The 22,937-nt window shown below is 72.9% G+C and carries 27 protein-coding genes; 20 read left to right on the plus strand and 7 right to left on the minus strand.

Annotation, left to right across the window (positions count from 1 at the left end; genetic code table 11):
- The first annotated feature begins 24 nt into the window (after nt 1-24).
- The 8 genes from ACIPPS_RS14115 to ACIPPS_RS14150 all read left to right on the plus strand — a co-directional run bounded on the left by ACIPPS_RS14115 (nt 25) and on the right by ACIPPS_RS14150 (nt 4,641).
- Complete coding sequence (locus ACIPPS_RS14115; RefSeq protein WP_401430756.1) at nt 25-282, plus strand: gas vesicle protein GvpG; 258 nt, start codon at nt 25-27, stop codon at nt 280-282.
- A gap of 40 nt (nt 283-322) precedes the next feature.
- Nucleotides 323-934: a hypothetical protein gene (locus tag ACIPPS_RS14120; RefSeq protein ID WP_401430758.1), complete on the plus strand. Its 612-nt coding sequence runs from the start codon at nt 323-325 to the stop codon at nt 932-934.
- Nucleotides 927-2,102 (plus strand): SRPBCC family protein, encoded by a 1,176-nt coding sequence (locus tag ACIPPS_RS14125; protein WP_401430760.1) that lies wholly within the window; start codon nt 927-929, stop codon nt 2,100-2,102. The genes ACIPPS_RS14120 and ACIPPS_RS14125 overlap by 8 nt, the downstream gene beginning before the upstream one ends.
- 37 nt (nt 2,103-2,139) lie before the next feature.
- Nucleotides 2,140-2,571: a gas vesicle protein gene (locus ACIPPS_RS14130; RefSeq protein ID WP_401430762.1), complete on the plus strand. Its 432-nt coding sequence runs from the start codon at nt 2,140-2,142 to the stop codon at nt 2,569-2,571.
- Nucleotides 2,568-3,485: a GvpL/GvpF family gas vesicle protein gene (locus ACIPPS_RS14135; protein WP_401430764.1), complete on the plus strand. Its 918-nt coding sequence runs from the start codon at nt 2,568-2,570 to the stop codon at nt 3,483-3,485. Before ACIPPS_RS14130 ends, ACIPPS_RS14135 begins: the two co-directional genes overlap by 4 nt.
- Complete coding sequence (locus ACIPPS_RS14140) at nt 3,482-3,799, plus strand: gas vesicle protein (protein ID WP_401430766.1); 318 nt, start codon at nt 3,482-3,484, stop codon at nt 3,797-3,799. Before ACIPPS_RS14135 ends, ACIPPS_RS14140 begins: the two co-directional genes overlap by 4 nt.
- A complete protein-coding gene (locus ACIPPS_RS14145) occupies nt 3,796-4,137 on the plus strand; it encodes a gas vesicle protein K (RefSeq protein WP_401430768.1) in 342 nt (113 codons plus the stop codon). Before ACIPPS_RS14140 ends, ACIPPS_RS14145 begins: the two co-directional genes overlap by 4 nt.
- A gap of 69 nt (nt 4,138-4,206) precedes the next feature.
- Nucleotides 4,207-4,641, plus strand: coding sequence for a hypothetical protein (locus ACIPPS_RS14150; protein ID WP_401430770.1), 435 nt, complete (start codon nt 4,207-4,209; stop codon nt 4,639-4,641).
- A gap of 204 nt (nt 4,642-4,845) precedes the next feature.
- On the opposite strand, the gene ACIPPS_RS14155 is transcribed toward ACIPPS_RS14150, so the two are convergent.
- A complete protein-coding gene (locus ACIPPS_RS14155; RefSeq protein ID WP_401430772.1) occupies nt 4,846-5,220 on the minus strand; it encodes a PRC-barrel domain containing protein in 375 nt (124 codons plus the stop codon).
- A 151-nt stretch (nt 5,221-5,371) separates the two neighbouring features.
- Between ACIPPS_RS14155 and ACIPPS_RS14160 the strand changes: the two genes are divergently transcribed.
- A complete protein-coding gene (locus ACIPPS_RS14160) occupies nt 5,372-6,391 on the plus strand; it encodes a YihY/virulence factor BrkB family protein (protein ID WP_401430774.1) in 1,020 nt (339 codons plus the stop codon).
- Between the two features lie 10 nt (nt 6,392-6,401).
- On the opposite strand, the gene ACIPPS_RS14165 is transcribed toward ACIPPS_RS14160, so the two are convergent.
- Nucleotides 6,402-7,028 (minus strand): maleylpyruvate isomerase family mycothiol-dependent enzyme, encoded by a 627-nt coding sequence (locus ACIPPS_RS14165; RefSeq protein ID WP_401430776.1) that lies wholly within the window; start codon nt 7,026-7,028, stop codon nt 6,402-6,404.
- Nucleotides 7,029-7,422: 394 nt separating this feature from the next.
- On the opposite strand from ACIPPS_RS14165, the gene ACIPPS_RS14170 reads away from it, so the two are divergent.
- The 4 genes from ACIPPS_RS14170 (at nt 7,423) to ACIPPS_RS14185 (ending at nt 11,974) form a co-directional block, all read left to right on the plus strand.
- A complete protein-coding gene (locus ACIPPS_RS14170; protein ID WP_401430778.1) occupies nt 7,423-7,887 on the plus strand; it encodes a DUF6643 family protein in 465 nt (154 codons plus the stop codon).
- A 36-nt stretch (nt 7,888-7,923) separates the two neighbouring features.
- Complete coding sequence (locus ACIPPS_RS14175; RefSeq protein WP_401430780.1) at nt 7,924-8,748, plus strand: MOSC domain-containing protein; 825 nt, start codon at nt 7,924-7,926, stop codon at nt 8,746-8,748.
- Between the two features lie 108 nt (nt 8,749-8,856).
- A complete protein-coding gene (locus ACIPPS_RS14180) occupies nt 8,857-9,465 on the plus strand; it encodes a hypothetical protein (RefSeq protein WP_401430782.1) in 609 nt (202 codons plus the stop codon).
- An 82-nt stretch (nt 9,466-9,547) separates the two neighbouring features.
- Nucleotides 9,548-11,974 (plus strand): right-handed parallel beta-helix repeat-containing protein, encoded by a 2,427-nt coding sequence (locus ACIPPS_RS14185; RefSeq protein ID WP_401430784.1) that lies wholly within the window; start codon nt 9,548-9,550, stop codon nt 11,972-11,974.
- On the opposite strand, the gene ACIPPS_RS14190 is transcribed toward ACIPPS_RS14185, so the two are convergent.
- Complete coding sequence (locus ACIPPS_RS14190) at nt 11,944-14,415, minus strand: hypothetical protein (protein WP_401430786.1); 2,472 nt, start codon at nt 14,413-14,415, stop codon at nt 11,944-11,946. The genes ACIPPS_RS14185 and ACIPPS_RS14190 overlap by 31 nt on opposite strands.
- 136 nt (nt 14,416-14,551) lie before the next feature.
- On the opposite strand from ACIPPS_RS14190, the gene ACIPPS_RS14195 reads away from it, so the two are divergent.
- From ACIPPS_RS14195 to ACIPPS_RS14205, 3 genes are all read left to right on the plus strand, one after another.
- Nucleotides 14,552-15,373, plus strand: a complete 822-nt coding sequence (locus ACIPPS_RS14195; protein ID WP_401430788.1) for a DeoR/GlpR family DNA-binding transcription regulator — start codon at nt 14,552-14,554, stop codon at nt 15,371-15,373.
- Nucleotides 15,370-15,810, plus strand: coding sequence for an SRPBCC family protein (locus ACIPPS_RS14200; RefSeq protein WP_401430790.1), 441 nt, complete (start codon nt 15,370-15,372; stop codon nt 15,808-15,810). Before ACIPPS_RS14195 ends, ACIPPS_RS14200 begins: the two co-directional genes overlap by 4 nt.
- A gap of 175 nt (nt 15,811-15,985) precedes the next feature.
- On the plus strand, nt 15,986-16,486 hold the full coding sequence (locus tag ACIPPS_RS14205; RefSeq protein ID WP_401430792.1) for an SRPBCC family protein: 501 nt from the start codon (nt 15,986-15,988) through the stop codon (nt 16,484-16,486).
- Here ACIPPS_RS14205 and ACIPPS_RS14210 read toward each other — a convergent pair.
- Nucleotides 16,446-17,576 (minus strand): PLP-dependent cysteine synthase family protein, encoded by a 1,131-nt coding sequence (locus tag ACIPPS_RS14210; protein WP_401430794.1) that lies wholly within the window; start codon nt 17,574-17,576, stop codon nt 16,446-16,448. The genes ACIPPS_RS14205 and ACIPPS_RS14210 overlap by 41 nt on opposite strands.
- Nucleotides 17,577-17,774: 198 nt before the next feature.
- Here ACIPPS_RS14210 and ACIPPS_RS14215 point away from each other — a divergent pair, with 198 nt between their 5' ends.
- A complete protein-coding gene (locus ACIPPS_RS14215; RefSeq protein WP_401430796.1) occupies nt 17,775-18,113 on the plus strand; it encodes a hypothetical protein in 339 nt (112 codons plus the stop codon).
- Nucleotides 18,114-18,308: 195 nt separating this feature from the next.
- Nucleotides 18,309-18,908: an ATP-binding protein gene (locus tag ACIPPS_RS14220; RefSeq protein WP_401430798.1), complete on the plus strand. Its 600-nt coding sequence runs from the start codon at nt 18,309-18,311 to the stop codon at nt 18,906-18,908.
- A gap of 133 nt (nt 18,909-19,041) precedes the next feature.
- Here the strand turns inward: ACIPPS_RS14220 and ACIPPS_RS14225 are convergent, their stop codons facing one another.
- Entirely contained in the window at nt 19,042-19,323 is a 282-nt protein-coding gene (locus ACIPPS_RS14225) for an SHOCT domain-containing protein (protein ID WP_401430800.1), read from the minus strand.
- Nucleotides 19,324-19,510: 187 nt separating this feature from the next.
- Here ACIPPS_RS14225 and ACIPPS_RS14230 point away from each other — a divergent pair, with 187 nt between their 5' ends.
- Together ACIPPS_RS14230 and ACIPPS_RS14235 are read left to right on the plus strand one after the other, a co-directional pair.
- Entirely contained in the window at nt 19,511-20,098 is a 588-nt protein-coding gene (locus tag ACIPPS_RS14230) for a TetR/AcrR family transcriptional regulator (RefSeq protein WP_401430802.1), read from the plus strand.
- A gap of 28 nt (nt 20,099-20,126) precedes the next feature.
- On the plus strand, nt 20,127-20,726 hold the full coding sequence (locus tag ACIPPS_RS14235) for a DUF4865 family protein (protein ID WP_401430804.1): 600 nt from the start codon (nt 20,127-20,129) through the stop codon (nt 20,724-20,726).
- Here ACIPPS_RS14235 and ACIPPS_RS14240 read toward each other — a convergent pair.
- Complete coding sequence (locus ACIPPS_RS14240) at nt 20,699-21,463, minus strand: SAM-dependent methyltransferase (protein WP_401430806.1); 765 nt, start codon at nt 21,461-21,463, stop codon at nt 20,699-20,701. The genes ACIPPS_RS14235 and ACIPPS_RS14240 overlap by 28 nt on opposite strands.
- A gap of 178 nt (nt 21,464-21,641) precedes the next feature.
- Nucleotides 21,642-22,868: an ROK family protein gene (locus ACIPPS_RS14245; protein ID WP_401430808.1), complete on the minus strand. Its 1,227-nt coding sequence runs from the start codon at nt 22,866-22,868 to the stop codon at nt 21,642-21,644.
- Between the last annotated feature and the right edge of the window lie 69 nt (nt 22,869-22,937).

A 22,937-nucleotide genomic window follows, 5' to 3' on the forward strand; every position in this document is an offset into this window, starting at 1 on the left:
TACGAAACCGGAGGAGGTGAGGACGTGGGGCTCCTGACCGGCGTTCTGACCCTGCCGCTCGCACCTCTCCGCGGCACGGCGTGGGTGGTCGACCAGGTGCTGCTCGCGGCGGAACGGGAGTACTACGACCCCGAACCCGTACGCGCGCAACTGGCCGCGCTCGTCGACGACCTGGCGAACGGCCGGGTCGACGCGGAGGAGTTCGACCGGCGCGAGGACGCCCTCCTGGACCGCCTCGACGAGATCGAGGCGTACCGAAGGCAGACGGAGAAGGGTTCATGACCGAACACAGGGAACGAGCGAGGCAGAACGAGGTGCACCGGTGATACAGAAGAACGCCACGACAGCCGCCGCGCTGGTCGGAGGCTATCTCCTCGGACGGACGAAGAAGGCCAAGATGGCCATCGGCGTGGGGATGTTCCTCGCCGGCCGCAAGCTCGACCTCGATCCCCGGCGGATCGGGAAGCTGCTGGCCAACTCGCCGGTCACGGGTGCGCTGAGCGACCAGGTCCGCAGAGAGCTGGTCGACGCCACGAAGTCGGCCGCGACGCAGGCCCTCACCAAGCGCGCCACGGGTCTCGCCGACACGCTGCACCAGCGCACCCAGGCCATCGGCCGCGACGGCGAGGCCGTGGCCGCGGACGACGACGAGCGCGACGACGAGGCCACCGGCTCCCACGACGACTCGGACTCCGAGTCCGACGACGGCGCCGACTCCGACTCCGACTCCGACAAGCGGAAGGCGCCGGCACGGTCCGCCGGGGCGGCCAAGTCCGCCTCCAAGTCCGCTTCCAAGACCGCGTCGAAGAGCACCGCGAAGGCCGGCACCGCTGCCCGCCCGCGGAAGTCGACGACCGCCCGCAAGCGTGCGGCCGCCCCCAGGAAGTCGGCGGCCTCCCGCACGCGCAAGAGCAGGAGCGACAACGATGAGTGATTCGACGCTCAGCAGGATCAAGAACGAGGTGGCGGAGAACCCGGCCACCGAAAGACTGAAGGAAGAGCTGCGCCACTACCTGACCGCACGCGCCGAGGACGCCGTGAGCCGGCTCGGGGAGCGCCTCGGCGACAGCGTCGCCAAGCTCGGGGAGCCCGGAGCGGCCAAGGGCGGCCTGGCCAAGGGGCTCGCGAAGGGCGGGAAGGCGCTCGGTGAGGGGAAGTCACCGGCACGTGCCGTGCTGACGGCCGGGGCGTCCGCCTTCAAGGACTCCCTGAAGGACAAGGCCAAGGGGCTCTTCGGCGGCGGTCGCACGTCGGGCGGAGGTGCCCGGAAGAGCGTGACGATCGTCGAGGACATCGATGTCGGCGTCCCGGTGCGCGAGGCGTACGACCAGTGGACGCAGTTCCAGGAGTTCAGCACCTTCGCCAAGGGGGTCGTCAGCGTCGAGACCGCGGACGACACGACCACCAACTGGAAGGTGAAGGTCGCCAAGTCGACACGTAGTTGGCAGGCGAACGTCACCGAGCAGGTGCCCGACCAGCGCATCACCTGGACCACGGAGGGTGCGAAGGGGACGGTCCGGGGGGTGGTGACCTTCCACCGTCTCACCGACGACCTCACCCGGGTCCTGCTGGTCCTCGAGTACTTCCCGAAGGGGCTCTTCGAGAAGACGGGCAACATCTGGCGTGCCCAGGGTCGGCGTGCCCGGCTGGATCTCAAGCTCTACCGGAAGTTCCTGATGATGCGCGGCGAGGCCACGGACGGCTGGCGTGGCGAGATCAGGGACGGCGAGGTCGTGGTCGGCCACGACGAGGCGGTCGAGGACGAGGAGAGCCGCGCCGACGACGAGTACGAGGACGAGTACGACGCTCCCGTCGACGAGGACGGCGAGGAGATCGACGACGAGGCCGAGGAGGACCCCGCCTACGAGGCGGACGAAGGCGACGACGTCGACGAGGCCGACGAAGCGGACGAAGCGGACGACGCCGACGAGGGTCGGGCCGAGGACGCCGACGCGGAGGAGTACGCCGCCGAGGACGACGCGGACGACGAACCTGCCGACGAGGCAGACGAACCGGCCGACGACGCCGACGAGCCGGCTGACGAGGACGAGCCGCGCAGCTCGGGGCGTCGCTCCCGTCGACGCGCCTCCGTCGGCAGCTGACCGAGCAGGAGCACACCCACAGAACAGGGGCGCCAACGTGTCCGAATCCTTCGCGGGACGCCTACCGGCTTCACCGCATGCCGCACAACCGAGCGGTCTTCAGGGCTCGTCCGCGAACCTCGCGGACATCCTGGAACGAGTGCTCGACAAGGGCATCGTGATCGCCGGCGACATCCAGATCAATCTCCTCGACATCGAGCTGCTGACCATCAAGCTTCGGCTGCTGGTCGCCTCGGTCGACAAGGCGAAGGAGATGGGCATCGACTGGTGGGAGCACGACCCGTCGCTCTCCTCCCGGGCGCGCCCGGCCCGCTCGGTCGACGGCGGCGCGCCTCGTGAGGAGCTGCTGGCCGACGAGAACGAGCGTCTGCGGGCCGAACTCTCGCGCCTGCGGGCCGCGGGCGGACCGGTGGGTGCCGAACCGACGCCGGAGGCGGTCACCGGTGAGGGGAAGGAGGGAGCGCGGTGAGTACGCCTGAGATGGCACACGGAGCGCCCGGCGCCCCCGGCCGCGAGCCGGACGCGCGGCCGGGTCCCCGGTCGGCGGAGCCGTTCGCCGCTCCCTCGGTGGTGTACGTCTACGGCATCGGCCGGGACGACGAGGGCGCCCGCCGTCTCGTCCGGCGGGTGAGGGGGGTCGACGGCCACGCCGTGGAGCTGGTGGCGGCCGGTGGTCTCGTCGCGCTGGTGTCGGTCGTGCCGGGCGAGGTGTTCGACGAGGCGGCGCTGCGGCGTCAGTTGGAGGATCTCACCCGGCTCGAGGAGATCGCCCGGTCGCACCATGCCGTCGTCGACGCCGCGTTCGCGGAGTCGGTCGTCCTTCCCCTCAGGCTGGCCACCGTCTACCTCGACGAGGGCCGGGTCGCCGACATGCTGGCCGGTCATCTCGCCCACTTCACCGAGTTGCTGGCGTGGCTCGACGGCCATGTCGAGCTGGGCGTGAAGGTCCACGCCGACCCGGAGGCGATGACGGCCGCGGGCGGCCCCACGGAGGAAGCGACGGCCCCGGCCCCCGCGACGAGCCCGGGCCGGGCCTACCTGCAACAGCGCAGGCAGCACCGGCGGAGCACCGAGGAGCTCTATCGGAGCGCCGGGGTCGTCGCGGCCGAGGTGACGAAGGTGGCGCAGGAGCGTGCGCGGGCCACGGTCGCGCACCGCCCTCAACAGGGCGAACTGTCCGGTCGGCGTGGGGTCAACATCTCCAACCACGCGTACCTGGTGCCGATGGGGACCGAGGAGCGCTTCCGCGAGGACGTGGAGGCGGTGGCGCGGGCGGTTCCCGGGGTGCGGGTGGAAGTCACCGGCCCGTGGGCGCCGTACTCGTTCGCGACCCCGAGCATGGCCGACGGGGAGAGCGTGGCCGACGGGGGCGTTTCGCGATGAGCACCCCGTTCACGGACGACGGGTCGCACGAGCCGAGCGAGCGCCTCTCCGGTCCCCCCGTGGCTCTCATCGACCTGCTGGACCGCCTTCTGAACGGAGGCGCGGTCCTGACCGGCGATCTGGTTCTCTCCATCGCCGACGTCGACCTGGTCCACATCAACCTGCGCGCGGTCATCCGGTCGATCACCGGCGACGAACCGGCGCCCTGGGCGCGACCGTACGGTGCCGGGGAACCGCTCCTGACTCCCGGCCCCACGGCGGAACATGACCCGCTCACCGACCGCGCCTCGATCCCAAGGAGGTCTCCCGGATGACGCATCCGACGACCACCGCCGCCGCCGGCAACGCCGTGGCACAGCGGCTCGCCACGGACCCCGACACGGTGGAACGCGACCTGATCAAACTCGTCCTCACCATCGTCGAACTGCTGCGGCAGCTGATGGAGCGGACCGCCGTGCACCGCGTCGACCAGGGCGACCTCGGTGAGGACGAGGAGGAGCGCATCGGCATGACGCTGATGATCCTGCACGAGCGGATGGAAGAACTGTGCACGCGGTACGACCTGACCATGGACGATCTGAACCTGGACCTGGGCCCGTTGGGGTCGCTCCTCCCCCGCGACCCGATCGGCAGCGACCCGATCGGCCGGTGAGGCGGCCGCCCGCCGTTCCGTAGACGTCCTCGCCGTTTCACCGGCGGGAGAGAGGCAAGGAGGAATGCCATGACTGCATCGAACGAAAGTGCCAAGAACTCCGCCAACGCCACCGCCAGGAAGTCCACGGCGAAGCGCACCACGGCCACGGCCAAGCGCGCCGAGTCGAAGGCCACGGCGGCGGCGAGCCAGGCGGAGACCGCCGCGCACGACGCCGAGAAGGCCGCGTCGACGACACTCGGCTCCGCGAGCGAGACCACCAAGCGCACCGGCCGGGCGGTGGCGAGCGGGCTGCAGGCGGGCCAGCAGGCCGTGACGGCGAACGCCGCCAAGGCCGCGACCGCGGCCACCGCCGCCTGGGCCGTCGTCAAGAACCGGAAGATGATCGCGGCGGGGGCCGCTGCCGGTGTCGTGGGTGTCGCCGGCGCCGCGTTCGCGGTGGGCCGCTCGACCGCCAAGCCGCCCGTCGGTCCGCTGACGCGGCTCGTGGGCGGACGGATCTGACGCGTCCGACGGAGCTGACGGCACCACAGCTCCGTCTCCCCCGCGTGCGTCGCACGCACGGCGCGATCACACGACGCACGCTCACCGACCGCCTCCGATCCGCCCCGTCTCCTCGGGGCGGATCGGCGTCGTTCGGGTCCGGCCCGCCTCTCGCCGCGGGCGTGGGGCGCGGCGGGACGGTGCGGGCCGGGGCGGGACGGGGTGTCAGACGGTGTCCGATCGGTCCGGGCAGGGGCCGCCCGTACGGTAGTAGTACGCCACGACGTCCTCGCGGTACTGCGGGTCGGCGAGGTCCTTGTCGGAGAGGAACTGCGGTGCGTCCTCGACCTGTTCCCTGGAGAGGCCGAGGTGGACCGTGCTCTCCCGCGCGTCGACCCGCGCCACCGCGCTCGCGGGAATGAGCAGCTTTCCGAAGATCCACGCCCCGGCGTCCAGGACCAGATACGCGTCACCGGTCTCGTCGGAGTGCTCGTCCACCTCTCCGACGTGGCCGTCGCTCGCCTCGACCCTCCACCCGGTCAGATCGGTGCCCGCCACGTGACCGCACAGCGTGCCGTAGCTCCACAGGTCGTCCGTCATATCGCCGCTCCTCTGCTGCCCGCCGAACCGCGAGGCGCCGGGATACGGCCCTCGCTGTGCGCGTGCCCCGGCGTGCGGGGCCCACACCGCGCGCGACGCCCCCACGACGCCGGAGCGGCATGGGACGGGCAGAAGCGGTAAGCCGACGGTCATGACACGCACCCAGAGCAGCTCAGCGACGGACGACCCGAGCGGCCTCGGCCCCGACGCGCAGGTCGAGGAACAGGCACCCGACACGGTGTCCGAGATGCCCCGCCGGTCCTGGGCGGCTGTCGTGCGCGGCACACTGAAGCGGTTCCAGGAGGACGAGCTGCTCGACCGCGCCGCGTCGCTCACCTACTACGGCATCCTGTCGCTGTTCCCGGCCCTCCTGGTCCTCGTGTCCCTGCTGGGCGTCGCGGGCGAGTCGGCGATCCGGCAGGTGCTGGACAACCTGAACAAGCTGGCGCCCGGGTCCGCGCGCGAGGTGATCAGTGACGCGGTGGAGCAGCTCCGGGGCAACGGCGGCGTCGGCTCGACCCTGGCGATCGTCGGTCTTCTGCTCGCCGTCTGGGCCGCCTCCGGATACGTCGCCGCGTTCATCCGCGTCTCGAACGTCGTCTACGACGTCCCCGAGGGCCGCCCCGCGTGGAAGATCCTGCCGCTGCGCCTCGTCCTGACGGTGTCGCTCATGGTGCTGGCCAGTGCCAGCGCGCTGATCGTGGTCTTCACGGGCGGTCTGGCCCGGCACGCGGGCGCGGCGCTCGGCATCGGCGACACCGCGCTGACGGCGTGGTCGATCGCGAAGTGGCCGGTCCTGCTCCTGCTCGTCACGATCATGATCGCGCTGCTGTACTGGGCCGCCCCGAACGCCAAGGGGGGCGGCTTCGCATGGGTCAGCCTCGGCAGCTTCCTGGCGCTCGTGCTGTGGATGCTCGCCTCGGCGGGCTTCGCTTTCTACGTCGCGAACTTCGGCTCGTACAACCAGACCTACGGCGCCCTGGCGGGCGTGATCATCTTCCTGATGTGGCTGTGGATCTCGAACGTGGCGATCCTCCTCGGTCTGGAGGTCGACGCCGAAGTGGTGCGCCGGCGCGCCGTCGTGGGCGGCCACCCGGAGGACGAGGAGCTCTACGTCGAGCCTCGCGACACGAGCGCGTGGACCGATGAGGAGCGGGCCCGGCTGGAGTGAGCGTCCGTCGTCACGACTCGTCCGACAGCGCGCCGAGCCCCGGTCCGGTGAGGTCTCCGAGCGCCACCCGGCGCCCGGAGACCGCCAGCAGGAGGGAGAGCACGGGACCGCTCACGCCCGGGCCCGAACCGATCGCCACGTCGGCGTCCGTCGCGGTCAGCCGCACGCGGGCGAGGAGTTCCCTGGCGCCGCCGAACGAGGCGGGGGTACGCGCCTGCAGGCGGAGCGCCCGGACGACCGCCTCCTCCGGGTAGGCGCGGGTCAGCCCCAGCGGCCTGCGGATGTCCTCGCCGTGGACGACCTCCTCGACGAGCCTGCTGTCCAGCGGGGCCGGCGGGGTCGAGGTGCGGTGCACCACGCTCCGCAGACGCTCCAGGGTCTCCTCCGGCGAGGCCCCGCGCTCGCGTCGCACACCGGCGGTGTTCTGCCGGTCGAAGTCGAACCCCGCCCGTGCCAGGCCGAACACGAACCCCAGGCGCGTCGTCTTCGCCGTGTCCACGAGGTGGGCGACCACCTCGTGCACGGTCCACCCGTCGCAGAGCGACGGCGTCCGCCATCCCGCCTCGTCGAGCGGCGCCAGGTCGTCGACGAGCGCCGCGCGTTCGGCGTGCACCAGGGCCCAGACGTCGTCACTCACGGCTTCTCCTCCATCGGTCGATGACGTGTGAAAGGCAGACTCCCCGGAAGACGCGAACTCACCCGGAATCCCCGTTATCCGAGGGCCGGGGATTTCTCGGGCACGGGTGGCGCCGAACAACACCGCCTTGATTGCGGGCCCGTTCTTTCCCTCTCTTCGTACGTTCCCCCGAAAGGGCGAGGCGGCAACGGCGGGCGCAGACGTGGGCGTCGCCCTTGGTAGCCCTTCCGACACTTCTCGTTAGCACGAGGGGCGTCACGCGGCGAAAAATCCCCCTCTGTTAACGGAGGCTTTATCAATGTTTCGACAGGCCAGGAGGACAAAACCAGCGTAAATCGGATGACCCGAAGATGGGGGCTCCCCAACCAGCACATCGTGGGCTTAACTTATGGCCATGACCTCCCCCCGCTCCACCTACGGAGGCGGTTACTACACCGCGCCGTCGTTCCCCGACACCCCCATCTACGACTCCCTGGTCGCGGAGCGGGGCACGCCTCAGATCGCCCCGATCCGAGTGCCTTCCGCGTACGACACCGGCAACAGCTACCTGCCGGCGCTGCCCTCGGCGCTGCCCGCCCTCCCGGCGGCACCCAGCCCCACCCCCTCCTACGGCGGCTCGTACGGCTACCCCCAGCCCGCGCAGCAGATGGCCCCCGTCCCGCTGCAGCACGCTCCGGCGCCGTACATCCCGCAGCAGCCCGCCGGACCGCGCGGCTACCCGGGCGTCCAGCAGCCCCAGCCGCAGCGTCCCGCCGCGACCGGCTACGAGGCGATGCGCCCCGCCGCCGCCCGGCCCGCCCCGGCCCCCGCGCAGTACCAGGATCCGTACAACCGCCCGTACCAGGGCCAGGGGTACTGACCGACACCTGCACGGAGCGACTGGCAGGATGACGGCATGCCGATTCCTCGTCTGCGCTCCGTCCATGTCCATCCGGTCAAGGCGCTGCGCGGACACGCTCTCGCCGAGGCGGAGGTCCAGCCATGGGGACTGGCCGGTGACCGCCGCTGGGCCGTCGTGGACGCGTCGGGCAAGGTCGTGACCCAACGCCGCCATCCACGGATGGCGTTGGCCTCGGCCGAGGCCCTGCCGAGCGGCGGGATCACCCTGTCCGCCGCCGGCCACCCCACGCTGCCGGTGGCGGAACCGGAGCCGTCGTCCACGATCCGGGTGGAGGTCTTCGACACCCCCGTGGAGGCCGTCCCGGCCGGTCCGGCGGCCGACGCCTGGCTGAGCGCCTTTCTGGAGACCAAGTCCCGGCTCGTCCACATGGACGATCCGGCGCGTCGGCGACCCCTCGACCCGGAGTACGCGCTGCCGGGCGAGACGGTGAGCTTCGCCGACGGCTACCCCCTCCTGGTCACCTCCACCGCCTCCCTCGACGCCCTCAACGCGCTGATCTCCCAGGGGGACCACGCCGGGGAGGGCCCGCTGCCGATGGACCGGTTCCGGCCGAACGTGGTCGTCGAAGGGGCCGCGCCCTGGGCGGAGGACGGCTGGCGCCGGCTCGCCATCGGCGAGGTGACGTTCCGCGTGGCCAAGCCCTGCGGCCGCTGCGTCGTCACCACGACCGACCAGTTCACGGCCGCGCGCGGCAAGGAACCGCTGCGCACCCTCGCCCGGCACCGCAAGCAGGGCAGCCGGCTGATCTTCGGCCAGAACCTGGTCCCCGAGCACCCCGGCATCATCCGGGTGGGCGACGAGGTCAAGATCCTCGACTGAGGGCGGACGACACGCGATCACGTCACACCGCCCGTCCCGACAGGCGGGGAACCCGCCCCCGGGTCAGACTCGTTGGAGGAGCCACGGACGACGAGGGGGTGTGGGCGCGTGCGCGCAGCCATCGGAGTCTGGCGCTGGCGGCACAACCCCCTGCGCCGGACCACGGACCTGATCGAGGCGTGGGTCGCCGTCACGGCCGTCCTGCTGCTGGTGCTCGCCGCCCCCGCGGCCGGCTGGATCGCGGGCACCGGCACCGATGCCTCGCTCCAGCGCGCGGTACGCGCCCAGAACCTCCAGCGGCTGCCCACGACGGCCCAGGTGGTGCGGCTCTCCGACGTGCCCGCCCCCGGCCTGCGGAGCCCCGAGTCCACGGCCGAGCAGCCGGCCCGCCGCTCCGTCGTCGCACGCTGGACGGCGCCGGACGGCGCGAGCCGTACGGGCACGGTGGCCACCCGGCGGGACCTCGCCGATCCGGGCGACACCTTCCGGCTGTGGACGGACCGCGACGGGCGCCCGGTGCCCGCGCCGATGCGACCGGAGACCGCGCACGCGCACGCCATCGTCGTCGGGCTGCTCGCGACGGCCCTGGCGGCGGTCTTCGTGGAGGCCGTCAGAAGGCTGGTCGTACGCCGGCTCGTACACCGGCGGTACCGGCGTCTCGACCGTGCGTGGGCCAAGGCCGGTCCCGACTGGGGCCGTACGGGCGCGGGCAGCTGACCCGTCAACCCGGCGGCGTCGCGCGCGCTACGGTGGGGCATCGGATCAGCAGCGACGCACGAGGCGGGGGCAGAGCACACCCATGGCACAGGGCACGGTCCAGGTGACGCACACCGGCACTTCGCGGTGGCGGCGCCGCACGGGTGAGTACGCCTCCCTCGCCGCGGCTCTCGAGGCCGCCGGGGACGGCGACGTGCTCACCGTCGCCCCCGGTACCTACCGGGAGAACCTCGTCATCCAACGCGCCGTCACCCTGCGCGGCCCCGAGGGCGGGATCGGCTCGGTCCGGATCGCCCCCGTGGACGGCGTACCCCTGACCGTACGGGCCTCCGCGACCGTGCAGGACCTGCACGTGGAGGGGCAGGACTCCGCCGCGCCCGCCCTGCTGGTCGAGGACGGCACCCCGGACCTGCTCGACCTGCGGATCGTGACCCGCTCGGCGGCGGGCCTGGAGGTGCGCGGCGCGGCCCGTCCCACGGTCCGGCGCTGCACCGTCGACAATCCGGCGGGCGTCGGCATCGCCGTGCTCGACGGCGCGGGCGGGGTGTTCGAGGAGTGCGAGATCGTCGCGGCGGGCCAGTCCGGTGTCTCGGTGCGCGGCGGCGCGCATCCACGCCTGGAGCGCTGCCGGGTCCACCACGCGTCCGGTGCCGGGATCAGCGTCACCGGCGAGGGCAGCGCCCTGGAGGGCATCGGCTGCGAGGTGTACGAGATCAAGGGCACCGGTCTGCAGATCGCGTCCCGCGCCACCGCGCACCTGACGGATTCCTCCGTGCACCGCACGTCGGCCGACGGCATCACGCTCGACACGGACGCCGTTCTCACCCTCTCCGACTGCGACATCCACGACATCCCCGAGAACGCGGTGGACCTGCGCTCCCGTTCGGTGCTGACGCTGACCCGCTCGACCGTGCGCCGCTTCGGCCGCAACGGGCTCTCGGTGTGGGACCCGGGCACGCGGGTGGACGCCAACCAGTGCGAGATCCACGACAGTACGGGCGACTACCCGGCGGTCTGGATCAGCGACGGGGCGACCGCCGTCCTCGACGCCTGCCGGGTGCACGACGTGCCGGACGCGCTCTTCGTGCTCGACCGGGGCTCGCGCGTGGACGTCGTCGACAGCGATCTGTCACAGGTGCGGAACACGGCGGTGTCGGTGAGCGACGGGGCGACCGCGCAGCTCGACGACTGCCGGATCCGGGAGGCCTCCACCGGCGCCTGGTTCCGCGACCACGGCAGCGGGGGCACGCTCGCGGGGTGCACGATCGACGCCGTGCAGACCGGGGTGATCGTCACCAAGGGCGCCGACCCGACGATCGAGCGGTGCACGGTCACCTCCCCCGCCGAGGCCGGGTTCTACGTCTCGGCGGAGGGCCGGGGCTCCTTCCACGGCTGCCGGGTGACCGGGAGCGGCGGCTACGGCTTCCACGTGATGGACGGCTGCCGGACCACGCTGCGCAAGTGCCGTACGGAGCGGTGTGCGCGCGGCGGGTACGAGTTCCCCGAGGACGGACCGGTCGCGGAGGACTGCACGAGCGACGAGAGCGGGGTGCGGCACGCGCCGGGCGCCGATCCGGGGACGGTGCTGACGGTGACCGCGACGACGACGGCGGGCCTGCTCGGTACGGTGCCCACACCGCGCTCCTCCGTCGCTCCCGCGCCCGTACCGGAGCCCGTACCCGACCCCGTGGTGAGCGAGCGCTCCTCGCAGGACGTCCTCGGCGAACTGGACGCGCTGGTGGGCCTGGAGAGCGTGAAGCACGAGGTGCGGACGCTCACCAACATGATCGAGGTCGGCCGCAGACGGCAGGAGGCCGGCTTCAAGGCGGCCTCGGTCCGCCGCCATCTGGTCTTCACCGGAAACCCGGGCACGGGCAAGACGACGGTGGCCCGGCTGTACGGCGAGATCCTCGCGTCGCTCGGGGTCCTGGAGCGCGGTCATCTGGTCGAGGTCTCCCGGGTCGACCTGGTCGGCGAACACATCGGCTCGACGGCGATCCGTACGCAGGAGGCGTTCGACCGGGCGCGCGGCGGGGTGCTGTTCGTCGACGAGGCGTACGCGCTGTCGCCGGAGGACTCGGGGCGCGACTTCGGGCGTGAGGCGATCGACACGCTGGTGAAGCTGATGGAGGACCACCGGGACGCGGTGGTGGTGATCGTCGCCGGGTACACGCACGAGATGGAACGGTTCCTGACGGTCAATCCCGGTGTGGCGTCCCGTTTCTCACGGACCATCAGTTTCAGTGACTACGTGCCGGACGAACTGTTGCGGATCGTGCAGCAGCAGGCGGAGGAACACGAGTACCGGCTGGCCGACGGCACGGACGAGGCGCTGCGGAAGTACTTCACGGAGCTGCCGAAGGGCCCCGCCTTCGGCAACGGCCGTACGGCCCGGCAGACGTTCGAGTCGATGGTGGAGCGGCACGCGGGCCGGGTCGCCGTGCTCGCCGACGCGAGCACGGACGACCTGACGCTGCTCTATCCGGAGGACCTGCCCGAACTCCCCTGATCCGTGGGCCGGTCGGCGCCGGCGTCGCGGGGGCGGGGCAGGGTGGGCGGCAACCGGTCCAGGAGGACCGAGCGTTCGGCGGCGAACGCCGGATCGGCCTGGTAGTCGGAGTGCCCCAGGATCGGTTCGGGCAACGGGTGTTGGGGCGTACGGCCGTAGACGAGCGGGTCGAGCAGGGCGTCGCGGTCCACGGCGGGCCTGTCGCCGTCGGCGGGCACCCGGACGGGGCCGCCTATGGGATCGGTGAGCCGGTAGAGGTTGCTCCAGCAGTGCACGGTGCGGTGCAGGGCGCGCAGCGGTCCGGGGCCGAAGTAGGCCGGGAACCAGCGTCCGTAGAGCCGCTCCAGCGGGGATCCGTAGGTCATCAGCGCGACCCGGCCGCGGGTGGCGGGCGGCAGTTGCCAGACGGCGGCCGCGGCGAGCACGCTGCCCTGGGAGTGGCCGGAGATGACGAGCCGGCCGCCGGTGTGCCGGGTCCAGGAGCTCATGCGCCAGGTGAGGTCGGGCACGGCCCGTTCGGCGTAGCAGGGCGGGGCGAAGGGGTGCGCGGCGCGTGGCCAGAAGGTGCCGACGTCCCAGAGGATGCCGATCGTACGGCGGGCGGAGGCGTCCTTGTAGGCGCGGCGGCCCCAGGTGACGAAGAGCAGGAAGCCGAAGCCGATCATCCAGGAGCCGAGCGCCTGGGCGGTCTCGGCGGCGGAGGCGATCGCCGGGTGGGCGCCGTCGAAGGCCCGGCCGGGGACGTTGCCGCTGGCCCAGGCGCCGGCCACGGACCCTGCGCCGAGCAGGAGGGTGGCGCCGGAGACGGCCCCGACGAGCGCGGGGGCGGCGTCGGTGAGGGAGGCGGTCGCGCGGGCGGCGGCGATCCGTCCGGTACGGACCGGGTCCGGGTCCCCCGTGCCGTAGTCGCTCTCCACGGCGGGTCCGAGGCGCCGGGCGGCGCGGGCGGTCCGTGCGGCGAGGAGCACGGCGGGGCCGAGCAGCAGGACGAGAAGGACCGGGATGACGGACGCCTGCCAGCTGAGGAGCACCGGCGGGGCGATGGTCGAGCCGGCGCCCATGCCGGGGGTCGCGGGGCCGTCGAGCCAGTCGGCCATGCGCTGGGCGACGCCGCCGGACATCACGCCGCCGAGCGCGCAGGCGAGCATCGCGACCGCGGGCCCGCCGAGCCCGTGGAGCGCGGTGCGCGTGTCGTGGCCGGGGCGGTGGAGGAGGAGGGCGACCACGCCGAGGGCGACGACGAGCACGCCCTGGGTGACGGTCAGGACGCCGAAGGTCGCGTTGCCGGGGAGCGTGCCGGTCGAGCGCCAGCCGGGGCGGGACCAGCCGGTGTGCAGGACGGCGAGAGCGAGGACGACCAGTGAGGTGGCGGGCAGCCAGGAGACGAAGGCCCGTTCGAGCTGGAGGTCGAGGCGCTTCTCGCTGCGGCCCCGGCGGCAGACGACCCAGACGACGACGGCGCCGAGGACGAGACAGGCCGTCTGGAGCGACCGGGCGAGGGCGTCGAGCAGGACGCTGGACGCCTCCCGGTCGTGGCGGACGGCGGCTCCGGTGAGGGCGGCGGCGACGGTCAGGAACCCGGCGGCGGTGTGGGCGGCACGCAGCCGGGCGACCAGCCGCCGGCCGTACCAGAAGCCGGGACGGCCGAGCGCGGGACGGGCCTCGGTGCGGTCGCGGCCGGGGCCGTCGTGGTCGGCGGGTGCGTGGGGGGCGGCGTGGTCGGCGCGGGCGGCTGAGGCGTCGCGCGTGGGCGCGGTCGCGTCGGGGCGCGTGGTCGGGGCCGGGTCGTCGGGGGCGTTCTCGTCGTAGCCGGTGGGCGGGCGCTGGGCCTCGTACGCGCTCCACGTGCGGTTGGAGAGGTACCAGAGCAGGCCGACCAGCGCCGCCGGGACCACGGCGGCGAGCGCGAGCCGGCGGCCCGGCTGGGACCACCAGCCGCCTCGCTCGGCCGAGAGGAAGCCGAGCCACGCGCGGTCGTCCGCGCAGGCCGCCGAGCCGGCGCACTGCCAGGCGGTCAGGTCGAGCGCGACCTCGCAGGCGGCGGCGGTGAGCAGCACGGTCAGGGTGAGGGCGACGAGCCGCACCAGCGTCCCGTACAGCCTCAGGAGTCGCGGGTGGCCCTTGGCGGGCGGGCGCATCCAGTGGGCGAGGTTGACGACCATGAACGGCAGGAGCAGCAGCCACAGGGCGCGGGCCCCGTTGCCGGAGGTGAGGTTGGACCAGACGTACGCCTCCGGGACCGGCCGTTCGGCGTAGCGCTCGGGGTGGTCCTCCGCGCCGGCGTCCGCGACGCGCCGGTGCATGGCGGCGGTGGTGTCGCCGGTGATCCGTACGGTGCGGGGGTCGTCCAGCATGTCCTGCGGGGTGGCACCGCCGACGCCGTGGACGAGGAGTTCGAGCGCCGCGCCACCGCTCTGGGGGGCGCGAGAGGCAGGGGGCACTTCGGTGCCTCACTCTCTGGGTGGGAGGATTCGACGTCAGGCAATCAGGATCGCGGAATCTCGTGCGGCGGTGCAGGGGCTCTCACGGAATCCGCCCTCCATCCCCCAGTTCCCTTCGGAAGGACCTGCCTCGGTGGTGAGCGACCATCAGAATCTCCTCGCGGAGCAGCGGCGCGCCCTCATTCTGGACGAGGTGCGACGGCGCGGCGGTGTACGGGTCAATGAGCTGACGCGGCGGCTCAATGTCTCCGACATGACGATCCGCAGGGATCTGGACGTGCTGGCGCGCCAGGGTGTCGTCGCGAAGGTGCACGGCGGTGCGGTGCCGGTGGCCGAGACCAGTTCGCACGAGCCCGGCTTCGAGGCCAAGTCCGCTCTCGAACTGGGTGCGAAGGAGGAGATCGCCCGGGCGGCGGCGCGGATGGTGGCGCCGGGTGCGGCGATCGCGCTCTCGGGCGGTACGACGACGTTCGCCCTGGCCGGGCATCTGCTGGACGTGCCGGATCTGACGGTGGTGACCAATTCGGTGCGGGTCGCCGACGTCTTCCACACGGCCCAGCACGGCGCGGCGCGCGAGGGGCGGTCGGGGGCGGCCACGGTGGTGCTGACGGGCGGGGTGCGCACTCCGTCGGACGCGCTGGTGGGGCCGGTGGCGGATCAGGCGATCCGCTCGCTCCACTTCGACGTGCTGTTCCTCGGGGTGCACGGGATCTCGGTGGAGGCGGGGCTTTCGACGCCGAATCTGGCGGAGGCGGAGACGAACCGGCGGCTGATGCGCTCGGCCCGGCGCGTGGTGGTGGTCGCGGACCACACCAAGTGGGGGACGGTGGGGCTCAGTTCCTTCGGTCGGCTCGACGAGGTGGACACCGTGGTGACGGACGCGGGCCTCTCGGCGGAGACCCGGGAGGAGATGGCGGAGCACCTGCCGGGCCTCGCCGTGGCGGGTGAGGAGGAGTGAGCCTCATCCGCGTGGAGCGTCTGTCGGGACTGCCGGTGGAGGAGGCGTGGCGGCGGCTCACCGACTTCACGGCGCACGGCCGCATGGTTCCGCTCACCCGGTCCCGGATGCTCACCCCCGGGCCGACGGGGGTGGGGAGCAGGTTCGTGGCCCGTACCGGTATCGGGCGGCTGGCCTTCGACGACCCCATGGAGGTGGTGGTCTGGGAGCCGCCCGCGCCGGGGCGGCCGGGGCGGTGCCGGCTGGAGAAGCGGGGGCGCGTGGTGCTGGGTCACGCGTCGATCGAGGTGTCCGCGGTGCGGGGCGGTGGCGCCCGTGCGGTGTGGGTGGAGGAGTTGCGGCTGCGCGGGGTTCCGGGCGCCTTCGATCCCGTACTGGCCCTGGCCGGCCGGCGGTTGTTCGGCCGGGCGATGGACGGGCTGCTGCTGGGCCGCTGACCTCCGCTCGATCCGGCGCTGGGCAACTGACCGCCGCTCGATCCGGCGCTGGGCAACTGACCGCCGCTCGATCCGGCGCTGGGCACCTGACCCCCTGTTCGATCCGGCGCTGGGCAACTGACGTTACGTCAGCTAGGGTGGCCGTTCCTCGATCCACGCTTCGGGAGGGACGGCCATGGTTCGCCGACTCAGGCTCGTGGAGCTCGACTTCGTCGCGACCGCACCCGTACGGCTCGCCTACACGGCCGAGTTGGCGGCGCCACCGGCGGCGGTCTTCCGCTCCCTCGCGGTGGAACTGGGCTCCATGCCCTCCTGGTTCACGGCGGTCACCTCGGCGGCCCCGACCGGTGACGGCGCGGGCCGCACGGTCCGGCTGCGCGGCGGGATCGTGTTCCAGGAGACGATCCTCGCCCGCGACCCCGACGTCCGCTACGCCTACCGCATCGACGAGACCAACGCGCCGGGCGTCAGCGCCCTCGCCGAGGACTGGGCCCTCTCCCCCGCCGGTCCGGGCACCCGGGTCCGCTGGACGATGGCGGTCGACGGCGGCGCGCCGTGCCTGCTCGCGATGCGGCTGGCCCGGCCGGGCGTGGGCAGGTCCTTCCGCGACGCGATGCGCCGGCTGGACCGGCGGCTCACTCCGGCCAGACTCCCGTCGCCAGGAGCCGGTCGATAGCGGCGGCGTAGGGCGCGACGTCGAGGCCCTGCTCGGCGAGCCAGGTGTCGGAGTAGTACTTGTCCAGGTAGCGGTCGCCCGGGTCGCAGATCAGGGTCACGACGCTGCCGGTCCGGCCCTGCTCGACCATCTCGGCGACGATCTTCAGCGCGCTCCACAGCCCCGTACCGGTGGAACCGCCCGCCTTGCGGCCGATCGCGCCTTCCAGGGCACGGACGGCCGCCACGCTCGCGGCGTCCGGGACCTTCATCATCCGGTCGATGGCGCCGGGCACGAAGCTGGGCTCCATCCGGGGCCGGCCGATGCCCTCGATGCGCGAGCCGCAGTCGGAGGTCGCGTCCGGGTCGTGGCGGGTCCAGCCGTCGAAGAAGCAGGAGTTCTCGGGGTCGGCGACGCAGATACGGGTGTCGTGCTGCATGTAGTGGACGTAGCGGGCGATCGTCGCGGACGTGCCGCCGGTACCGGCGGTGGCGACGATCCACGCCGGCTCGGGGTATCGCTCCAACCTCAGCTGCTGGTACATCGATTCGGCGATGTTGTTGTTGCCGCGCCAGTCCGTGGCCCGCTCGGCGTAGGTGAACTGGTCCATGTAGTGGCCGCCGGTCCGCTCGGCGAGGGCCGCCGACTCCTCGTACATCGTCCGGGAGTCGTCGACGAAGTGACACTGTCCGCCGTGGAACTCGATCAGCCGGCACTTCTCGGCGCTCGTGGTGCGGGGCATCACGGCGATGAACGGCACGCCGATCAGCTTGGCGAAGTACGCCTCGGACACGGCCGTCGAGCCGCTGGAGGCCTCGATGACGGGCTTGCCGGGCCGGATCCAGCCGTTGCACAGGCCGTAGAGGAAGAGGGAGCGGGCGAGGCGGTGCTTGAGGCTGCCGGTGGGATGGGTCGACTCGTCCTTGAGATAGAGGTCGATCCCCCAGGACTCGGGGAGCGGGAAGCGCAGCAGGTGGGTGTCGGCCGAGCGGTTGGCGTCGGCCTGCACCTTGCGCACCGCCTCCTTCAGCCAGGCGCGGTACGCCGGGTCGGTCCGGTCGACGTCGACGGTCGCGACCGCGGCTCGTGCCGTGTTCTCCGTGGTGCCCATACGTCCTTCTCCTCGTCCGGACCAGCGGTTCCCCCACTCCCGACGATAACTCGCTCACCTGCACAAACGTTCGCTTTGGGGCTCCATAGGAGTCCCTTGGGCATGGCCGCTCCGTCCGTCGGGGCAAGGACTACTGGTGCGGGCGCGGGCCGCCCGGCACACTGGACGGAACAACCGGTGCGAAGGGGGCGGAGCGAGATGTCCGAGCCGCAGTTCACGGCCAGGGGCGTACGGATCGAGCGCTGGCCGCGCTCGTTGACGCGCGCGGGGGAGGTCCGGATCGAGGACGGCCGGCTGTCCCTGCTGACGAGTTACGGCCGCGAGATCGACAGCGCCCCCGTCTCCTCGGTCCGCGCCGGGCGGCCCTGGTTCGCCAAGCCGGACGAGACGGTCGCGACGGTGAACGGGACGCGCTACCGCCTGACCATGGACGGACCCGCGCGCGGCCCGAAGGACCGGGACGCGGGGCCGGGCGGATTCCTCGAAGCCCTGAAGCGGGCCGTCAAGGGTCGCGGTGGGGAGAGCCCGCAGCCCTGAGAGAGCCTCTGCGGCGCCGGTGAGCTGCGACGGGTCGCCGCGAGTTGCGGGCCGGTCACCACTGGCTCACGCTGGAACCACCTCACCGAGGGTTTACCGGCGGTGACGCTGTGATCCAGCCCATCGCCCTGCTGTACGCAAGACAGATCCGAATCTCCGTCTTCTTCCGGACCTCAACTTCGGGGAGTCGCAGCCGTGATCAGCGAGCCAAGCAGGCACTGCACGGTGGAGCTCCAGGCCCTGCCGTCGCGGATCGGTCAGGTCCGCAGAATCGTTTCGGCGCACCTGCGCTACTGGCATCTCGATGCCTTGATCGACCATGCGGCGCTCGGCGTCACCGAGCTACTGACCAATGTTCACCGGCACGCACAGCCGGACAAGATGTGCACCGTCGAGCTCGAACTGCTGCTCGACCGCCTCACCGTGTCGGTCCACGACCACGACCCGCGGATACCCGGCGTCGACAGCGGTGCGGGGTGCAGGCGCCCCGACGACATCGAGGCGTACGCCACCTCGGGCCGCGGTCTGGCCATCATCGAGGCCGTCAGCGAGAGCTGGGGCATCCGCCCGCACGACGCGGGGAAGGTCATCTGGTTCACCCTCTCCGCACCCATGCCCGCGGTCACCGTCCCTGCGCGGTCGCATGCCGTGTACGGCGCGACCACCGATGGCCCCTTCGTCGGCCATACCCGCTTCCACGGCGCGCACGGCACCAGCCTGGAGGGCGTCCCCTTCGGCACGCCGAAGGAACCGTCCCGGGCCCCGGAGGCGGCACCCTCGGCCCTGGCGGGCTGAGCGGGCGGCCCTCGGGGCCGAGCGCCGGGCCGCCACCGCCGCGCCTACCTCCACCGAGCCCGCCGCCACGCCGGCCAGGGCGACCAGGGCGACGATCGCGACGTGCGCGGGGCGGTCCGGGGGGCGGCGCTCGTCATGCCGCACGCCCCTTGGGCCCGTCGGCACGGCCGAACTGTTCCTCCAGGACCGTCAGCCGACGCCAGTACTCGTCCTCGTCGATCTCGCCGGCCGCGAACCGGTGACCGAGGAGCGCGATCGGGGACCGCTCGTCGTACGCGGGACGGGGGCCGGGGCCGCGCCTGCCGCGCCATCCGGTGCGGCGCAGCACGGTGATCACGGTGACGATCACGGCCGCCCAGACGAGGGGGAAGAACAGGACCCAGGGTCCGGGGCCTTCGTGGGCGAGGGTGTTCATGTCGCTCAGCTCCTCGTGTGCGTGGCGCGTCGATCGCGGCCGGGGCGTGGTGCGGATGGTTCGAGAGTCGCTCGCCGAGGGGGTCCGGGTCGTCGTACGGCCGGCGGCTTCCGCCGTACGACGTGGGGAGTACGGAAGGCGCGGCGGGGTGCGCGGGGCGGCGCACCGGCAGTCTGTACCTACTGGTATGTACACTCGCGTCATGACGACGTCCGAGCGACTGATCGAGGCCACCCGGGAGCTGCTCTGGGAGCGGGGCTATGTGGGAACGAGCCCCAAGGCGATCCAGCAGGCCGCCGGGGCGGGCCAGGGCAGCATGTACCACCACTTCGCGGGCAAGCCCGATCTGGCGCTGGCCGCGATCCGGCGGACGGCCGAGGAGATGCGGGCGACGGCCGAAGCCGCCCTGAGCGGTGCGGGTTCGGCGCACGCGCGCGTGGAGGCATACCTGCTGCGTGAGCGCGACGTGTTGCGCGGCTGCCCGGTCGGGCGGCTGACGATGGACCCGGACGTCATCGCGAGCGAGGAGTTGCGCGCGCCGGTCGACGAGACCCTCGACTGGCTGCGCGGACGGCTCGCCGGGGTCCTCCAGGAAGGCCTGGACAGCGGCGAGTTGGCCGGTTGCCCGGACCCGGAGGAGCTGGCGGCGACGATCGTGGCGACGGTGCAGGGCGGCTACGTCCTGGCCCGCGCGTCCGGCTCACCCGCCGCGTTCGACACGGCCGTTCGCGGCCTGCTCGGTCTGCTGGCCCCGCTGTCGTCCCGTACGGCCTGAGCGCCCCACGAGAAACGGAGACCGCCCGATGTACGCCATGCAGTACGAGATCACCCTCCCCGCCGACTACGACATGGGCATCATCCGCGGGCGGGTCGCGACCAGGGGGCACCTCCTCGACGACTTCCCCGGGCTCGGCCTCAAGGCGTACCTGATGCGGGAACGCGAGGACGGGTCGCCGGTCGGCCAGTACGCGCCCTTCTACCTCTGGAACACCCTCGAAGGCATGAACTCCTTCCTCTGGGGCCCGGGTTTCCAGGGGATCGTGAACGACTTCGGCCGGCCGGTGGTGCGGCACTGGACGGGTCTCGCGTACGAGGAGGGCCCGGCGGCCGCCGCCCCGCCCGGCACCGCGACCCGGCGGACGTCCGCGGTGCCGGGGGACATCGCGCCGGGCCACGTGGTGGCGGAGGCGGTCCGGGCGCACGGGCACGACTCCCGGCGCGACGGCGTGGTCGCGAGCGCGCTCGCGATCGACCCCCGGCACTGGGAGCTGCTGTCCTTCACTCTCTGGGCGGAGGGCGCCGTGATCCCCGAGGGCGCGGGCGAACGCTTCCAGGTGCTGCACCTCTCCGCGCCGGAGCGGGACGTGCTGTCCGGTCAGCCGACCGGGACGAGGGTCAGATAGGCCATGCCGAGGACGTCGCGATAGCCGTTCAGCCAGGTCGCACGCTGGCGGTCGACGCGCCGGCGGGTCTCGGCGGCGAGCGGATGGTCGGGGTGGGCGGCGAGCCAGAGTTCGGTGTCGTGGCGGTAGCCGGACTCGAACTCCTCCCACTCCTCGCGGCTTCCCGTCTCGATCCACGCGGGCCGGAAGCCCGCCTCGATCGCGAGGTCCACCAGCGCGCCGAGTCCGAGATGGTCGCCGACCTGCGCGCCGGGCCACATCCCGGCCAGTTCCTCGTCGGTCGGGGTGCGCTGCCAGAAGCCCTCGCCGAGGACGACCCGGCCCCCGGGCCGGACCAGGCGGCGCAGCTCGCGCAGGGCGACAGCCGGGTCGTGGGGCTGCTCGGGGTCGCAGAGGGCCTGGCTGGAGCCGAGGCAGAGGATGGCGTCGACGGGCCCGCGCGTGGTGCCGAGCGCCGACTCCTCGACGAACGCGACCCGCGCGTCGAGCCCGCGCTCCTTGGCCAGCTCCCGGCCCCTGGCCAGGTCCTCGGCGTTGATGTCGAGACCGACACCGGTGGCAGCGGGGGCGGCCTCCAGCACGCGCAGCAGCAACTCGCCCCAGCCGCAGCCGATGTCGAGCACCGTGGCGGGCTCGGTCGCGGCGAGCCGCTGGATCATTCGGACGGCACGGGCCTCGGAGAGCGGCCCGTGGAAGGTCAGGTTGCCGAGGCGCGGAGGAAGATCAAGATCGGTCATGAGGGGGAACGTTAGTTCCCTCTCGGGCGGCTTGCCCGGTCTTTTCGAGATCCGTGCAGCTCAGCCCGTACCCGTACCCGTACCCACTCCCGCGCAGGCCTCGACCGCCACCTGTGCGAGCCGAGGCCCGGCGCCCCGCGGGCTCCCCGGCCCGCGGGCCCCCGGCCCCGCCCGACACTCATACCGTCGAGCGGCCCAAGGCGGCCAGCGGGTCGTCGAGGACCGGCTGCCAGGCCAACTCCGCCGCACCCACGAGGCTGTTGTGGTCGAGGGAGCACGCGAGGATCGGGACTCCGCCGCTGCGCCCCCACAGGCTGCGGTCCGCGACGACCGCGCGGAGGCGGTCGGGGTCGGCGTCGAGGAGTTCGCGGTGGAGGCCGCCGAGGATGATCCGGTCCGGGTTGAGGATGTTGACCAGGCCCGCCAGGCCGAGGCCCAGTCGGTCGATCAGCTCCTCGGTGGCGACCCGTACCCCCGGGTCGCCGGGGCTGTTGCGGAGCAGGTCGCGGGACTGCTGGAGCAGCGACACCTCCGGGCCCGGGTCCCGGCCCGCCACGGTGAGGAAGGCGAGCGGGTCGGTCTCGACGTCGAGGCAGCCGCGGCTGCCGCAATGGCACGGGCGCCCCTCGGGGTTGACCGTGAGGTGCCCGACCTCCAGCGCGAGGCCCGAACTGCCCGTGTGCAGGCGCCCGTCGAGGACGAGCGCACCGCCGACACCCCGGTGGCCGGTGGCCACGCACAGCAGGTCCTTGGCGCCTCGGCCCGCGCCGTGACGGTGTTCGGCGAGCGCGGCGAGGTTGACGTCGTTGCCGGTGAAGGCCGGGCCCTCGATGCCCGCGGCACGGACGCGCTCGGCGAAGATCTCCCGTACCGGAGCACCGGCCGGCCAGGCGAGGTGGAGCGGGTTGAGCGCGGTGCCCTCGGGTTCGGCGACGGCCGACGGGGCGGCGAGACCGGCCCCCACGCAGCGGCGCCCGCTCTCGTGGAGCAGGGCGGCGCCGGCGTCGACGACCGCGCCCAGGACCTGGGCGGGGTCGGCGGAGACGGTGACGCAGCCGGGCGCGGTGGCGACGATGGTGCCACCGAGGCCGACGAGCGCGGCACGGAAGCCGTCGGCGTGGACCTGGGCGGCGAGGGCGACGGGGCCCTTCTCGTCGACGGCGAGGCGGTGCGAGGGGCGCCCCTGGGAGCCGGCGGCGGCGCCGGGGTTGGAGTCGACGCGGATCAGGCCGAGCGCTTCGAGTTCGGCGGCGACGGCGCCGGCGGTGGCGCGGGTGACGCCCAGTTCGGCCGTGAGGACGGCACGGGTCGGCGCTCGGCCGGTGTGCACCAGTTCCAGCGCGGGCCCGAGCGCTCCGCGCCCTCTGTCCAGCCGTGTCTTGGTCGTGGTCGCCTTGCCGTTCATGGAGGCGAGTCTCCCATGATCGGGCGGTGGCCCGATGTGCGCGGGCGGGGGGCCCGCGCCGTGCGCGTG

Source organism: Streptomyces sp. NPDC090127, from assembly GCF_044746945.1.
In the GTDB taxonomy this organism is placed as follows: Bacteria; Actinomycetota; Actinomycetes; order Streptomycetales; family Streptomycetaceae; genus Streptomyces.

Excerpts from the sequence above, each read along its gene's own strand:
- ACIPPS_RS14125 (WP_401430760.1), top strand. The coding sequence starts at position 927 with ATGAGTGATTCGACGCTCAGCAGGATCAAGAACGAGGTGGCGGAGAAC.
- ACIPPS_RS14140 (WP_401430766.1), top strand. The coding sequence starts at position 3,482 with ATGAGCACCCCGTTCACGGACGACGGGTCGCACGAGCCGAGCGAGCGC.
- ACIPPS_RS14145 (WP_401430768.1), top strand. The coding sequence starts at position 3,796 with ATGACGCATCCGACGACCACCGCCGCCGCCGGCAACGCCGTGGCACAG.
- ACIPPS_RS14150 (WP_401430770.1), top strand. The coding sequence starts at position 4,207 with ATGACTGCATCGAACGAAAGTGCCAAGAACTCCGCCAACGCCACCGCC.
- ACIPPS_RS14155 (WP_401430772.1), bottom strand. The coding sequence starts at position 5,220 with ATGACGGACGACCTGTGGAGCTACGGCACGCTGTGCGGTCACGTGGCG.
- ACIPPS_RS14160 (WP_401430774.1), top strand. The coding sequence starts at position 5,372 with ATGACACGCACCCAGAGCAGCTCAGCGACGGACGACCCGAGCGGCCTC.
- ACIPPS_RS14170 (WP_401430778.1), top strand. The coding sequence starts at position 7,423 with ATGACCTCCCCCCGCTCCACCTACGGAGGCGGTTACTACACCGCGCCG.
- ACIPPS_RS14175 (WP_401430780.1), top strand. The coding sequence starts at position 7,924 with ATGCCGATTCCTCGTCTGCGCTCCGTCCATGTCCATCCGGTCAAGGCG.
- ACIPPS_RS14185 (WP_401430784.1), top strand. The coding sequence starts at position 9,548 with ATGGCACAGGGCACGGTCCAGGTGACGCACACCGGCACTTCGCGGTGG.
- ACIPPS_RS14205 (WP_401430792.1), top strand. The coding sequence starts at position 15,986 with ATGGTTCGCCGACTCAGGCTCGTGGAGCTCGACTTCGTCGCGACCGCA.
- ACIPPS_RS14210 (WP_401430794.1), bottom strand. The coding sequence starts at position 17,576 with ATGGGCACCACGGAGAACACGGCACGAGCCGCGGTCGCGACCGTCGAC.
- ACIPPS_RS14215 (WP_401430796.1), top strand. The coding sequence starts at position 17,775 with ATGTCCGAGCCGCAGTTCACGGCCAGGGGCGTACGGATCGAGCGCTGG.
- ACIPPS_RS14225 (WP_401430800.1), bottom strand. The coding sequence starts at position 19,323 with ATGAACACCCTCGCCCACGAAGGCCCCGGACCCTGGGTCCTGTTCTTC.
- ACIPPS_RS14230 (WP_401430802.1), top strand. The coding sequence starts at position 19,511 with ATGTACACTCGCGTCATGACGACGTCCGAGCGACTGATCGAGGCCACC.
- ACIPPS_RS14235 (WP_401430804.1), top strand. The coding sequence starts at position 20,127 with ATGTACGCCATGCAGTACGAGATCACCCTCCCCGCCGACTACGACATG.
- ACIPPS_RS14240 (WP_401430806.1), bottom strand. The coding sequence starts at position 21,463 with ATGACCGATCTTGATCTTCCTCCGCGCCTCGGCAACCTGACCTTCCAC.
- ACIPPS_RS14245 (WP_401430808.1), bottom strand. The coding sequence starts at position 22,868 with ATGAACGGCAAGGCGACCACGACCAAGACACGGCTGGACAGAGGGCGC.